11 protein-coding genes are annotated in these 14,409 nt (G+C 68.1%); 5 read left to right on the forward strand and 6 right to left on the reverse strand.

The window, feature by feature from the left end:
• Positions 1–51: 51 nt before the first annotated feature.
• Positions 52–1,368, forward strand: coding sequence for an MFS transporter (locus ACQI46_RS03185; RefSeq protein ID WP_427092794.1), 1,317 nt, complete (start codon positions 52–54; stop codon positions 1,366–1,368).
• 57 nt (positions 1,369–1,425) lie between these two features.
• Here ACQI46_RS03185 and ACQI46_RS03190 read toward each other — a convergent pair whose 3' ends face one another.
• The 6 genes from ACQI46_RS03190 to ACQI46_RS03215 all read right to left on the reverse strand — a co-directional run bounded on the left by ACQI46_RS03190 (position 1,426) and on the right by ACQI46_RS03215 (position 8,719).
• Positions 1,426–2,298 carry an endonuclease domain-containing protein gene (locus ACQI46_RS03190; RefSeq protein ID WP_427092471.1) on the reverse strand — a complete coding sequence of 291 codons (873 nt, stop codon included), beginning with the start codon at positions 2,296–2,298 and terminating at the stop codon, positions 1,426–1,428.
• A 205-nt stretch (positions 2,299–2,503) separates the two neighbouring features.
• Positions 2,504–4,129 carry a chaperonin GroEL gene (gene groL / locus ACQI46_RS03195; protein WP_427092472.1) on the reverse strand — a complete coding sequence of 542 codons (1,626 nt, stop codon included), beginning with the start codon at positions 4,127–4,129 and terminating at the stop codon, positions 2,504–2,506.
• A gap of 196 nt (positions 4,130–4,325) precedes the next feature.
• Positions 4,326–5,021, reverse strand: coding sequence for a GntR family transcriptional regulator (locus tag ACQI46_RS03200; RefSeq protein ID WP_427092473.1), 696 nt, complete (start codon positions 5,019–5,021; stop codon positions 4,326–4,328).
• A 92-nt stretch (positions 5,022–5,113) separates the two neighbouring features.
• The gene (locus tag ACQI46_RS03205) at positions 5,114–6,820 is read right to left on the reverse strand and encodes a dihydroxy-acid dehydratase (RefSeq protein WP_427092474.1); all 1,707 of its coding nucleotides are present in this window, start codon (positions 6,818–6,820) and stop codon (positions 5,114–5,116) included.
• A gap of 20 nt (positions 6,821–6,840) precedes the next feature.
• Positions 6,841–7,815: a cyclase family protein gene (locus tag ACQI46_RS03210; protein WP_427092475.1), complete on the reverse strand. Its 975-nt coding sequence runs from the start codon at positions 7,813–7,815 to the stop codon at positions 6,841–6,843.
• Complete coding sequence (locus tag ACQI46_RS03215; protein WP_427092476.1) at positions 7,790–8,719, reverse strand: carbon-nitrogen hydrolase family protein; 930 nt, start codon at positions 8,717–8,719, stop codon at positions 7,790–7,792. The genes ACQI46_RS03210 and ACQI46_RS03215 overlap by 26 nt, the downstream gene beginning before the upstream one ends.
• 119 nt (positions 8,720–8,838) lie before the next feature.
• Here ACQI46_RS03215 and ACQI46_RS03220 point away from each other — a divergent pair, with 119 nt between their 5' ends.
• From ACQI46_RS03220 to ACQI46_RS03235, 4 genes are read left to right on the forward strand one after another with little or no spacing between them, the layout of a single operon-like run.
• Entirely contained in the window at positions 8,839–9,615 is a 777-nt protein-coding gene (locus ACQI46_RS03220; protein ID WP_427092477.1) for an SDR family NAD(P)-dependent oxidoreductase, read from the forward strand.
• 27 nt (positions 9,616–9,642) lie between these two features.
• Positions 9,643–10,677, forward strand: a complete 1,035-nt coding sequence (locus ACQI46_RS03225) for an ABC transporter permease (RefSeq protein WP_427092478.1) — start codon at positions 9,643–9,645, stop codon at positions 10,675–10,677.
• 17 nt (positions 10,678–10,694) lie between these two features.
• Entirely contained in the window at positions 10,695–11,843 is a 1,149-nt protein-coding gene (locus ACQI46_RS03230; protein WP_427092479.1) for a substrate-binding domain-containing protein, read from the forward strand.
• Positions 11,840–14,356, forward strand: coding sequence for an ATP-binding cassette domain-containing protein (locus ACQI46_RS03235; protein ID WP_427092480.1), 2,517 nt, complete (start codon positions 11,840–11,842; stop codon positions 14,354–14,356). The genes ACQI46_RS03230 and ACQI46_RS03235 overlap by 4 nt, the downstream gene beginning before the upstream one ends.
• The last annotated feature ends 53 nt before the right edge of the window (positions 14,357–14,409 follow it).

A 14,409-nucleotide genomic window follows, 5' to 3' on the forward strand; every position in this document is an offset into this window, starting at 1 on the left:
GGCGCGCGCAAATCTGGTCTGAGCGAGCCGGCGATGCGCTGATTGACGGTTGTGACCGTCCTCAACGCAGCCGCCGTCGAACCACCGCAGCGCATCACGCCGCAGGCCCGCACCGCGCTCTGGGCCAGCCTGGTGGGCACCACCATCGAGTGGTACGACTTCTTCCTCTACGCCACCGCAGCGAGCCTGGTGTTCAATCAGGCCTTCTTCCCCGACCAGAGCACCTTCGTCGGCACGCTGCTGTCCTTTGCGACCTTCGCCGTGGGGTTCGTCGTCCGGCCCATCGGCGGATTCGTGTTCGGCCATGTGGGCGACCGCATCGGCCGTAAGAAGACGCTGGCGCTGACGATGCTGCTGATGGGGGTGGCCACCGCGCTGATGGGTGTGCTACCGACGGCGGCGCAGATCGGTATCGCAGCGCCAATCCTGTTGCTGCTGTTGCGGATTGTCCAAGGCTTCGCCCTGGGCGGTGAATGGGCCGGAGCGGTGCTGCTGGCCGTCGAACACGGACCGGCCCGGCGCCGTGGGCTGTTCGGCAGCGTGCCGCAGGTCGGGCTGGCGCTCGGGTTGGCACTGGGGACCGGGGTGTTCGCGCTGCTGCAGATCGCGCTGCCCGACGACGCGTTTCTGACCTACGGTTGGCGCATCGCGTTCCTGTTCAGCATCGTGCTGGTGATCTTCGGCGTGGTGGTGCGGTTCAAGGCCAGCGAGACACCGGCTTTCGAGAAGGTCCGCGACAGCGACGACCGCGCCGCGGTACCGGTGCGCGAGGTGTTCCGCCCCCCGGCGTTGCGCTCGACGGTGCTGGGCATGCTGTCGCGCTGGGGTGAGGGCGCGGCGTTCAACACCTGGGGTGTGTTTGCAATCTCCTATGCCACAGGCACTCTCGGGCTGGCGAAGGTACCGGTGCTGATCACGGTGACGGTGGCTGCGCTGCTGATGGCGGTGCTGTTGCCGGTTTCTGGCCTGCTGAGCGACCGCTACGGACCCAAGCGGATCTACACGATCGGCATCGCGGCCTACGCCGTGGCGGTGTTCCCGGTGTTCGCGTTGTTCGGCACCGCCGACATCGCGTTCTACGCGCTCGGGATGGTGGTGGTGTTCGGTGTGATTCATGCGTTGTTCTACGGTGCGCAGGGCACGCTGTATGCATCGCTGTTCCCGGCGCGCATCCGCTACACCGGGCTGTCGACGGTGTATCAGCTCTCCGGTGTGTACGCGTCCGGGTTGACGCCGCTGATCCTCACGGCCCTGATCGGTGCCTCCGGCGGTGCGCCGTGGTTGGCGTGCGGATACCTGGTGGCCACCGCGGTGATCAGCATCGTGGCGACACTGGCGCTGAAACCCCAGCCCCTGCACCAGATCTAGCGACGAGTGTGCGGTTTCATCCGCGACACACCGGACGACCCGGATGGGATCGCACAGTCACCATGTCTTCGGGCACCCACGCGCGATGAGCGCAGCGCCGACGCGCGCGAGGAAGGCATCAGGCTGACGGTGCAGCATTGCGCTGGTGACGCGGACGTCGAACCACCCGAGTTCCGGCAGGCGCGCGTAGCGCTCGACGTCCCAGGACCGCTGACGCGCATCGGTCCAGTGGTGGGCTCCGTCGAAGTCCACGCCGACGCGCCATTCGGGCCAGCCAAGGTCAAGGCGCGCGAACAGCCGGCCACGCTCGTCGCACACCCGAACCTGGGTCTCGGGACGCGGGAACCCTTTGTCCAGCAACAGCAGACGCGTCATCGTTTCGTAGGGCGATTCTGCTCCCCCGTCCACCAGCGACAGCGCGGTACGCAATGAACGCAGACCACGCGTCCCCGGATGCGCGGCGACCACTTCGTCGATCGCAGTCATCGGCAGACCCGTGGCGTTCACGAGCGCATCGATGCGCTGCACGGCTTCGTCGAGGGGCAGCCGCCGACCCAGGTCGAACGCGGTGCGTGCGGGAGTGGTGACCGCAATGCCGGCAACCGTCTGGATCTCGCAGTCATCGAGGGCATCGGAATGAACGCACAGCAGCGGTGGCGGACGCCGATTGGTGTGCACGAGCTCGGCGGCGACATCTGGTCCGATCCACTTCGCTCCGTGCAGCGCGGCTGCGGACAACCCCGCGGGGACGCCCCGTCGGCCCGACCACAGCCACGCCGCACGCGCCCGCTGACGGGCAGACAATTCGACTCCGCGGGGGACCCACACTCCGGGGTACACGGCTTCGTGAAATCGGCGCAGCTCACGGAAGGTGAGTGCTCCGCCGTCGAGCGCCTCCGAGGCACGGAACGGCCAGTCAAGTGACTTCATGAGCGGACCGTGGCATCGAGTCCCGACACAAACGGCGGCAGCAGACCCGGTTATCCACAGGCGGGGCCCTCGACTGTGCGATCTCATCCGCGCCGACGGCGTGTCGCGGATGAAACCGCACGCTCGACACTCGACGACGGAACGACAAAGGCCCGGCCCCTCGAAAGGGACCGGGCCTATTGCCTGAGAGGCTGTCGCGTAAGGACTAGAAGTCCATACCGCCCATGCCACCGGTCGGGTCGCCCGCAGGTGCGGCGGCCTTCTCCGGCTTGTCGGCGACGACGGCCTCGGTGGTGAGGAACAGCGCCGCGATCGAGGCTGCGTTCTGCAGCGCCGAGCGGGTCACCTTCACCGGGTCGGCGACGCCGGCCTTGAGCAGGTCCTCGTACTCGCCGGTCGCGGCGTTGAGGCCGACGCCCTTGTCCGAGTTGCGGACCTTCTCGGCCACCACGCCGGGCTCCAGCCCACCGTTGAAGGCGATCTGCTTCAGCGGGGCCTCGAGCGCGACGCGCACGATGTTGGCACCGGTGGCCTCGTCACCCGTGAGCTTGAGGTCCTCCAGAGCAGGAGCCGACTGCAGCAGAGCCACGCCACCACCGGCGACGATGCCCTCCTCGACGGCAGCCTTCGCGTTGCGGACGGCGTCCTCGATGCGGTGCTTGCGCTCCTTGAGCTCCACCTCGGTGGCAGCGCCGGCCTTGATCACCGCAACACCGCCGGCCAGCTTGGCCAGGCGCTCCTGCAGCTTCTCGCGGTCGTAGTCGGAGTCGCTGTTCTCGATCTCGGCGCGGATCTGAGCCACCCGGCCGGCGATGGCGTCGGAGTCACCGGCGCCCTCGACGATGGTGGTCTCGTCCTTGGTCACGACGACCTTGCGGGCCTGACCCAGCAGCGAGATGTCGGCGGTCTCCAGGGACAGACCGACCTCTTCGCTGACAACCTGGCCACCGGTGAGGATCGCCATGTCCTGCAGCATCGCCTTGCGGCGGTCACCGAAGCCCGGAGCCTTGACGGCGACGGACTTGAAGGTGCCGCGGATCTTGTTGACCACCAGGGTCGACAGGGCCTCGCCCTCGACGTCCTCGGCGATGATCAGCAGCGGCTTGCCGGCCTGGATGACCTTCTCCAGCAGCGGCAGCAGGTCCTTGACGGTCGACACCTTGGAGCTGACCAGCAGGATGTAGGGATCCTCCAGGACGGCTTCCTGACGCTCGGCGTCGGTCACGAAGTAGCCCGAGATGTAGCCCTTGTCGAAGCGCATGCCCTCGGTGAGCTCCAGCTGCAGGCCGAAGGTGTTGGACTCCTCGACGGTGATGACACCCTCGTTGCCGACCTTGTCCATGGCCTCGGCGATGAGCTCGCCGATCTGGGTGTCACCGGCGGAGATCGCGGCGGTGGCGGCGATCTGCTCCTTGGTCTCGACCTCCTTGGCCGAGCTCAGCAGCGACTGCGTGACGGCCTCGACGGCCTTCTCGATACCGCGCTTGAGGCCGAGCGGGTTGGCGCCGGCCGCGACGTTGCGCAGGCCTTCCTTGACCAGGGCCTGGGCCAGCACGGTGGCGGTGGTGGTGCCGTCGCCCGCGACGTCGTCGGTCTTCTTGGCGACTTCCTTGACCAGCTCAGCGCCGATCTTCTCGTACGGGTCCTCCAGCTCGATCTCCTTGGCGATGGACACACCATCGTTGGTGATCGTGGGGGCGCCCCACTTCTTCTCGAGGACGACGTTGCGACCCTTGGGGCCCAACGTCACCTTTACCGCGTCGGCGAGGCTGTTGAGGCCCCGCTCGAGGCCGCGACGGGCCTCTTCGTCGTACGCAATTGTCTTGGCCATTGCGAAGTGTTCCTCCGGATTGGGGATGCACGTCTTGCTGGTCGGGCGCAGTGCCCGCGACGGACGGCTCCGGTGTGCTCCGCTGACGCGGCCCGTTGCCTCACCGTCCCGACCTGGCACTCGCCGGTCGCGAGTGCCAACTGCATTCTTAGCACTCGGCCTGGGCGAGTGCAAGGCTGGTCGGCGGGCCCGTGGCCTACGGCACCGGCAGCGGCGGGGGCGTATAGGCCCCGGACATCGCGTCGTCGCCGGTCGACTGCCTCAACAGCAACTCCACCGTCTCGACCAGGTGGTCGCGCATGCGCGCGGCGCTGGCTCCGGAGTCGCGGTCGCGGATCGCGTCGAGGATGCGCTCGTGCACGAGCAGGATGTCGGCCAACGTCCGGGTGACGGTGGTCGACAACCCGCGATCCATCATCTGGACCCGGGTGTTGGCCACCACCTCGGTGACGCGCCGATTGCCCGCGACATCGAGGATCGCGGCATGGAAGTCGACATCGGCGGATTGGAAACTGGCCTCGTCGCCGGCCTTGGCCGCCGCCTGCATCCGGCCGAACGCCTCCTCGATGGCGCCCAGCGACTCCTCGGTCAGCAGTTCGGCGGCCCGGTAGGCCGACGGCACCTCGAGCATCATCCGCAGCGAGTAGATCTCCTCGATGTCGTGTGTGGACACTTCGAGGATCCGTACGCCGCGACTGCGCTCGAACCGCACCATGCCGTTGCTCGCCATCCGCAGCAAAGCTTCGCGGACCGGCGTCCGCGACACCCCGAGCCGGCCCGATATCTCGACGACCGAGTGCATGCTGCCGGGTTGGAGTTCCCCCGCGCGGATGGCCCGCATCAGTTCTTCATAGACCCGATCGGTCAGTGAAACCTGCCCGGCGTCGAACACGATTCACGTCTCCCTGGTGAGCCAGCACATTTTCGTCAGCATAGATGCATGCAGCATGCACCGTATTGCTTCTGTCGCCGTGTCGTCGCTGCTCACAGGAAGGACAGATCCGCACCTTGACTCGCCGGCAACACCGTCTCCTCGTAGAGCCGCCGCCAGCCGCGGGCCGCGCGCGCCGGAGGGGTGAACGACCGCAGCCGCTCGGCCAACTCGTCTTCGGGCACCAACAGGTCGACCGACCGGTTCGGTACGTCCAGCCGAATCAGGTCCCCGTTGCGCACCACCGACAGCGGGCCGCCCACCGCGGCCTCGGGATCGCAGTGCAGCACCACCGTCCCGTACGACGTCCCGCTCATCCGCGCGTCCGAGACGCGCACCATGTCGCGGACGCCGGCCCGCGCCAGCTTCGCCGGGATGGGCAACGCACCTGCTTCCGGCATGCCGGCCGCCACCGGCCCGGAGTACCGCATGACCAGTACGTGTTCGGGCGTGACGTCGAGATCCGGATCGTCCAGGATCGCCGCCGCGTCCGCCGGGTTGTCGACGACGAGCGCCGGACCGGTGTGTTGCATCAGGTGCGGACTGGCCGCCGAAGCCTTGATGATCGCGCCGTTGGGCGCCAAGGACCCGGACAACACCGCCAGCGCCCCGGGCGGACCCAACGGGTCCTGCAGGTGGCGAATCGTGTTCTGCCATTCGGCCGGACCGTTGGCCTCGGCGATCAACTCACCCACCGACCGGCCGCTGACCCCGCGATGCTCACGGTGCAGCAGCGGCGCCAATTCGGTCAGCAGTGCCGGGACACCGCCGGCGCGGTGGAAGTCCTCCATGTACCCCACGCCAGACGGCTTGCAGTCCACCAGAAGCGGAGTGTCCGAGCCGATCTTGTCGAAGTCCGCCATCTCCAGCGGCACCCCGGCGCGGCGCGCCACGGCGAGCATGTGGATCAGCGCGTTGGTGGAACCGCCGATCGCCGCGAGCACCCGGATGGCGTTGTCGAACGCCTCGCGGGTCAGCACCTCGCGCGGCAGCGGACCACCGGTGCGGGCCAATTCGACTGCGCGGCGGCCGGTCTGGGTGGCGTGTCGCAGCCGTGCCCCGCTGACCGCCGGCGGTGTCGCGCCACCGGGCAGCATCATCCCCAGCGCCTCGGTCAGCGCGGCCATGGTCGACGCGGTGCCCATCACCGTGCAGGTACCGGTGGTCGACACCAATTCCTGTCGCACCGAGACGATCTCGTCACCGTCGAGTTCGCCGCCGCGGTGTGCTCCCCAGAACCGGCGGCAGTCGGTGCAGGCCCCGAGTCGCTCACCGCGCCACGACCCGGTCATCATGGGCCCGACGACTTCGAGCATCACCGGGATTTCGGAGGAGGCCGCCGCCATCAACTGCGCCGGCACGGTCTTGTCGCACCCGCCGAGCAGCACCGCGGCGTCCATGGGCAACGCCCGGATCATCTCCTCGGTGTCCATCGCCATCAGGTTGCGGAACAGCATGGTGGTCGGCGCGGTGAGGATCTCCCCGAGCGAGATGGTCGGGAACTCCATCGGCAGGCCGCCGGCCTGCTCGACGCCGCGCTTGACGGCGGCCAACAGGGCGGGCATGTCGCGGTGGCAGGTGTTGTAATCGCTTTGTGTCACCGCGATCCCGATGATCGGGCGCTCGAGGCTCTCGTCGTCGTAGCCCGCCGAGGCCAAGAACGCCCGGCGCAGATAGCGACTGAAGCCGGCGTCCCCGTATGACGTACGACTGCTGTCGACGGCCGAGGTGCCCGGCTGATATCCGGACGATTCAGACATGTGGATCCTTTCGAGCCCGGTCAGGGCAGCAGCGGCATCGCGAGCGGACGCATGGGCGCGCCGGTGGCACCGCGAACCTTCATGCATGCACCGACGAAGGCGAATTCGTAAAGGCCCTCCCCGGAAAGGGTTTCGCAGTCGACGACCTCCATGATCGGCACGCCCGCCTCGGCGAGCAGATACGTGTGCACCACCTGCCAGTTCTCGGCGTCCGGTGAGGGCGACTGCTCCAGCGCCAGGTTGTCCGCACCGATGACCGCCGCACCCGCCTCGGCCAGGAACTGCGCGCCTTCCCGGTTCAACCCGGGCGCGTTGTCGATGTAGCGATCGGTGTCCGGCCAGTACTGCATGCGCCCCGTGCGCACCAGCGCGACGTCGCCGGGACGGAACTCCACGTTCTGGCGCGCCAATGCATCAGCGAGGTCCTTGGCGCCGATGCCGTAGCTCTCCGGCAGGACGTCGACGCCGTGCAGGGCCGCGATGTCGAACAGCACACCGCGCGTGATGATCGGCGGGAACTTGTCGGCCCCGCACTTGATCCAGTGCCGCGAGCTGATGCATTGCGCGGCTTCGTATCCGTTGAAGATCTTGCCGTGGTAACCGAAGTGGTTCAGTGTGTCGATGTGCGTGCCGCAGTGGGTGTACATCGACATCGCGTCACCCGAGTAGGCCACCAGTTCGTTCTGCTCGGGCCCCACCCCGGTGATGTCGTCGAGCACCGTGCCCACCGGAGTGTGGGTCATCCACTGCTGGAAACCCGGGTCGCCGGCCTTGGTCCAGGACGGCATGCCGATGAAGTAGTCGACCGACAGATCGATCGCCGCACCACCGTCGGCGGCCCGCATCACCTCGCGCGACTTCTCGGGGCTGATCAAATTCAGCATGCCGATCTCGTCGTCGGGCCCGAACGGGCTCATGGTGATTTCGCGGAATTTCGCGGCATGGGCGGCGATCAGGTTGCGCGTGCGCTCATCGATGATTCCGGGTCCACACATGGTGGTCGTCTCCTGTCGAACGGTGGGCGGGGTCGGTCAGCGCCGAGTACAGCTCGGGTCGACGTTGGTCGAACACCTGCAGTGAGAACGGCGGGTCGTCGAAAGTGAGGGTCTTGGTGCGTGATTGGGCGAGATCGAGCGGAGCCAGGACGATCCCCTGCTCGGTTCCCGCGTCGATCAGCACCTCTCCGGACGGGGCGACGATCTGGCTGCGGCCCAGGAAGTCAGTGTCGGACTCTCGGTCACAGCGGTCCGAAACAGCCACGTACACAAGGTTTTCCACGGCGCGCACCCGGGTCATGTGGTCTGCCAGGAACCCCGCGGTCAGCGGCCAGTTGGTCGGCATCGCGATCACATCGGCGCCGCCGAGCGCCAACTCGCGGGCCGACTCCGGGAATCGCAGGTCAAAGCAGATCATGATGCCGACGCGTAGCCCGTTGACGTCGTACACCCGAGGGGCCGCACCGTCGCCGGGGTCGACGAACGCGTCGGCGCCCAGTCCGGGTAGGTGCTGCTTGCGATAGGAGCCGACGATGCCGTCGGGACCGACCAGCACGGCGCTGTTGTACACCTTGTCGCCGTCGCGCTCCAGAAGTCCGAACACACCGAAGGCCCCGGTGTCCGAGGCGGTCTGAACCAGTGGTGCCAGCCGCTCGTCGGTGGCCTCCACGGCCGCGGCCTCGACCTGTGCACGCGAGTCCATCATGTAGCCGGACAGGGCGCACTCGGGAAAGACGGTCACGTCCGCGCCGCGGTCGGCCGCCGACCGCAACCAGCCGGCCATCGCCTCGATGTTGGCGTCGGGATCACCGAGCACAGACGGGACCTGCGCGACGGCGACCACCGGGCCGATGGCATCCTCGTCGATCGCGTGCGCGCCGTCGCTTGCCTCGTCGTCCGCCACTCTTCTCCCTGTCGCCAAGCTCGTTGCCCCACATTGACATGCTGCATGCAGCATGTCAATGTGTGTGACGTGGGATACTCTGCGTGCTGCATGCAGTGTGTCGGCGGGCGGTTCTGCTGATGACCAGCAACGCGTCGACCACTGCCAAGACGACCTTGATCACCGGCGCTGCCAGCGGAATCGGAGCGGCCACCGCCACCCTGCTGGCGCAACGTGGCTACCGTCTGGTCCTCGTCGACATCGACGAGGACCATCTGGAACAAGTCGCCGCCGACGTCCGGGCGTCAGGTGCCCAAGCGATCACTGTGGCCGCCGACGTCGCGCAACCCGACGCCGCGGTCTTTGCCCTGGCCGCCGGATATGAGGCCTTCGGTGTCGTCGACGGATTGGTCACTTCGGCGGCGGTGATGATCTCCAAGCCGCTGACCGAGACCACGCTGGATGACTGGAACAGGCTGCAGTCGGTCAACGTGACCGGTGTCTTCCTGATCTGTCGCGAGTTCGTGCGCCGCCTCGTCGCCGACGGCCGGCCCGGGTCGATCGTCAACTTGTCGTCGATCTCCGGCACCGTCGCGCTGCCCAACCAGGCCGCCTACTGCGCCTCCAAGGGCGCGGTCGCGCAACTGACCCGGCAGATCGCGGTCGAGTACGCCGCGCGCGGCATCCGCGCCAACGTCGTCAGTCCGGGCACCGTCGAGACGCGGCAACTACAGACCTATCTCGGATCACAACCCGACCCCGAGGCGGCCCGCCGAGCGCTGTACGCGGCGCACCCGATCGGACGCGTCGCCGACGCCGCCGAGGTGGCGTCGACCATCGCGTTCCTACTCGGACCCGACTCCAGCTTCGTCACCGGCGCGGCCCTGGCCGTCGACGGCGGCTACACCAGCATCTGACCGAACCGATCTTCGAGGAAGAAGACCATGTCAGCTCTCATGTCAAAAACCGGGCCGGACAGTGCTGCCCAGCCCGGCCGCCCCACCCTGTGGCACCGCCTCCGAAGCGACCGGTTCATGCCGATCTGGCTGCTGGCGATCCTGGTCTTCGTTCTCAGCCCCCTCATCGCTCCGGGCAGCGTGACACCGTCGGCGCTCACCGCGATGCTGCCGTTCGCCGGCGTCATGGCCATCGCCGCGCTCGGACAGACACTGGTGATCACCCACGGCGGCATCGACCTGTCGGTACCCGGCGTGATGGCCATGTCCGCGGTGTGCGTCACCAAGCTCGCCCAGGGCGGGCAGTTGCCCACGCTGGCGTGCGTGCTGCTGGGCATCGCCGCCGGCGCACTGTCCGGGCTGGTGATCGGCGTTGCGGTCGTGCGGTTTTCGGTGGCCGCCTTCGTCGCGTCACTTGCCGTCAACTCCCTGCTGACGGGCCTGGTGCTGGTGGCATCCGGCGGTTTCCCGGGCACCGCGGACCCCGCCGTCAGTGCGTTCGCGGTCAGCTCGGTCGTCGGGATCCCGACGCTGTTCCTGTTGGCGGTCGTGTTGGTCGCCGTCGCCCACGTGGTGTTGAAGCAGAGTGTGGCGGGCCGGCGGTTCATCGCCGTCGGCGCCGGAGTGCCGGCCGCCCGCATCGCAGGTATCCGTACGTCGACGCACGGTGTGATGGCCTACGTGCTGGCCGGGATCGCCTACGCGACTGCCGGAATGCTGCTCGCCGCCTACCTGCGCACCCCCGACCTGCAGTTGGGGCAGAGCTATCAGCTCACGACGATCGCCGCGGTCGTGCTCGGCGGCACGCTGCTGCGCGGCGGCATCTCGTCGATCGTCGCCACCGCGGTGGCGGCCCTGTTCCTCACCCAACTCGGGCAGGTGGTGTTGGCTGCCGGCGCGTCGACAGCCATGCAGCTGCTGATCCAGGCCCTGGTCCTGGCAGCCGCGATCATCCTGCGCGGCACGGACTGGCGGCGTTTCGTCAGATTCCGCACCACCTCGACCCAGACCCAGAAGTCATGACCGACAGGAGAATCGGCGTGTCCACCCGAACCAGAGCGACAGTGGCGGCGCTGCTCGCCGGTATCACGTTGACCTCGTGTGCCGGTGGACCGTTCAGCGAGCCCGCCGCATTCCAGGTCGACCCCGTCTACCTCGACCCGCAACTGAGCGGGTCGGTCGAGGAACTCAGGCCCATCACCGACTTCTGCGGTGACCGCCGCATCAAAGTGGCCCTCGCCGACGGGGTGGGCGACAACGCATTCCGCAAGACTGCGCGGGCGGAGTTCGAGGACGAGGCCGCCAAGTGCCCGAACATCGAGGTGCTGCCCTACGCCGACGGCCAGAACAACCCGCAGAAGGCGATCAGCGACATCAAGGCACTCGTCGCGCTCGGAGTGGATGCGCTCGTCGTGTTCCCCGACGCCGGCCCGGCCCTGTTGCCCACGCTGCGCGAAGCCTTCGAAGCCGGCGTGGCCGTGGTGCCCTATACCGCCAGCCCGGGCGGCACGCCCGGCGTGGACTACACGACGTTCGTCGGACACAACACCGTGACCGACGGTGCGATGTGGGCGCGGTGGGTGTGTGCGGCGCTCGGTCCGGAGGGCGGCAACGCGGTCTTTCTCGGCGGCACTCCCGGTAATGCGCAGAGCCTCAGCGAGATTCACGGCATCGAAAGCGAACTGGCCGACAATCCCGACTGCCGCAACGTCACCCTGCTCAACGAGCCCGGCACCCCGATCGACACCGGCTGGAACCCCGCCCAGACGCAGCGCGTGACCTCCGGCTTGCTGGCCAAGTACCCGAAGATCGACGCCGTCATCACCGACTCCGGTGACGGCTCACTGGGTGGAATCCGGGCGTTCCTGCAGGCCGGGCGCCCCCTGCCGGTGTGGACGGCCAACGACAACAACGGATTCGCCTGTGCGTACGTCGACAACAAGGCCGCCCAGCCGCAGTTCGAGATCGTCGCGGTGACGTCGCGCACCTGGATCGTGCGGTTGGCATTGCGCAAAGCCGTGGCCGCCGCACAGGACATCCCCCAGCCCGAACCCGACATCGTCAACGTTCCGATCGTATGGAACTCGCTCGACCCGACCCTGCCCCCGGAGTGTGACCGGAATCTGCCCAGCAGCGCGGTCACCTCAGCCGAATTGAGCACCGACAAACTCGCGGAGATCTACCGATGACCCCCAACTCGATGGCACCCGACTCCCGTCACGGACTGTCGGTCGCCGGCGTGACCAAGACGTTCCCCGGCGTCACCGCACTGGACGACGTCAGCTTCGAAGCCGAACCGGGCGAGGTGCATGCCCTGGTCGGCGGCAACGGTGCCGGGAAGTCGACGTTGATGGCGATCGCGTCGGGCGCGCTCGCCCCGGACCGCGGCACGGTGTGTATCGGCGACCGCGAACTCACATCCGCCTCGCCGCTGGCCGCCAAGGAAGCCGGACTGGCCATCGCCTACCAGATCCCGGCGATCCTGCCCGACCTCACCGTCGCGGAGAACCTCGCGCTGGCGGTGCCTCCGAGTCTTCGGCCACGGCTGCGGGACATCGATGCCTGGGCCGCCGAGAAGCTCAAGCCGATGGGCATGCCCATCGATCCGACGTTGCCGGCGGGCCAGCTCGGGCTGGCCGAGAAGCAGGCCATCGAGATCTGCGGCGCGCTCGCATGCGAGCCCAGCGTGCTCATCCTCGACGAGCCGACCGAACCGTTCGCCGCCGCGGAGTCCGCGCGCCTGTTCGAGCTGATCCGGGAACTGTCCGCGGCGGGCGTGGCGATCATCTACATCAGCCACCGCCTGCCCGACGTCTTCCAGCTCGCCGACCGCATCACGGTGTTGCGCGACGGACAGATCCGGGGCCGCTTCGCCGCCACCGAGGTCACCGAAGAGGAGATCGTCACGCTGATCGCGGGCCGCACCGTGGAGGCGCTGTTCCCCGAACGCCGCGATGACCTGGGGCAGCCCGCCGTCGTCATCGACGACTTCGGCGCCGTCACCGCGCCCGGCGTCACCACCACGATCCGCCGTCACGAGATCCTGGGTCTCGCGGGCGTCGAGGGCAACGGCCAGCGCGAGTTCATCCGCGCGCTCGGCGGCGCCGTCGCATCCCGCGGTGACGTCCGCATCGACGGCGGCCGACTGCGGCTCGCGTCGCCGCGCGCGGCCCGCGACAAGGGCATCATCCTGATGCCGCAGGAGCGCGGTATCGAAGGCATCTCCCCGATCCTCTCCGTGCGCGAGAACCTCTCGCTGGTCGCGTTGCCGCGGGTCTCGCGCGCCGGTTTCGTCTCACCGGCCGCCGAACGCGAGCTGGCCCGGGGGCAGGTCGCCGAACTGGGCGTCAAGACGGCCACCATCGACACCGAGGTCGGCACGCTGTCGGGCGGCAACCAGCAGAAGGTCGTGCTGGGCCGGGCCCTGCTCTCGTCACCGGAACTGCTGCTGTGCGACGAACCCACCCAAGGCATCGACGTCGGCGTCCGCTCGGAGATCTACCACCGCCTGCGCGATGTGGCTGATTCCGGGACCCCGGTTGTGGTGCTGAGCTCCGACGATGTCGAACTCGCCGGACTGTGCGACCGCGTGCTGGTGTTCTCGCGCGGACGCGTGGTCAAAGAACTGGTCGGCGACGAGGTGACCGAGCATGCCATCACCGAGGCTTCGCTGACCGCCGGCCGCGCCGACGAGGAAAGCAACGCCGCCACCGCTCCCCGGGCCGGAAGGCCCAGCCGCTGGCAGCGGCTGCTCGCCAGTCAGCAGTCCCCGAGCCTGGTACTGCTGGCAGCGATCCTGGCCCTGGGCGCCGTCACCACCGCCGTCAACGGCCGGTTCCTGTCGGAGTTCAACATCGCCAACCTGCTGATGCTGATGGCTCCGGTGCTGTTCCTCGCGGCCGGGCAGCTGATCGTCATGCTGACCGGCGGCATCGACCTGTCGGTCGGACCGTTGAGCGGCACACTGGTGGTCGTCGCCTCCTTCTTCATCGTGGAGGGATACGGATTCGGTTGGTGGATACTGGGATTCGTCCTGATGTTCGGGCTGGCCGCGGGGGTCGGCGCGGCCAACGGCGCCATGGTGCGATACTCCCGCGTGGTACCGGTGGTGGCCACGCTGATCACCTACACCGCGCTGCAGGGACTGTCTCTGGTCTGGCGTGATGCGCCGGGCGGCGTCATCGCCCTCGATGTGGTCGAAGCCATCAGCACCCGCATCGGCCCGTTCCCCGTCGCGGTCATCGTCGGCGTCGTCATCCTCGTCGGCTTCGAATTCGCTTCGCGCCGTACCTCCTTCGGTCTGCGTCTGCGCGCATCCGGCTCGGACGAGGCTGCGGCCCGCAAACGCGGGGTGGGCGTCGACTCGGTGCAGATGATCGCTTACCTGGCCAGCTCGGTGCTCACCGCGGTCGGAGCGCTGTTGTTGATGGCGCAGATCGGTGTCGGCGACCCCACCGCGGGGATCACCTACACGCTGACCGCCATCACCGCCGTCGTGCTGGGCGGCGCGTCGATCTTCGGTGGTCGCGGCAGCTTCGTCGGCGTGCTGTTCGGGGTGCTGCTGCTGCAAGTCATCAGCAACGCGACAATCTTCCTCGAGCTCTCGCAGGCCTGGCAGTACCTGCTGGTGGGTCTGATGGCCCTGGCCGCCACCGCCGCCTATGCCCGGGTGCAACGCAGCACCACGGGCGCCGGGTCGTGACAGGAGGTGTCCGGCGTGGCGTGACAGCAGAGGAACGCGGTTCGACCACTTCC

It is taken from the genome of Mycobacterium sp. SMC-4 (genome assembly GCF_050205565.1).
Taxonomy (GTDB): domain Bacteria; phylum Actinomycetota; class Actinomycetes; order Mycobacteriales; family Mycobacteriaceae; genus Mycobacterium.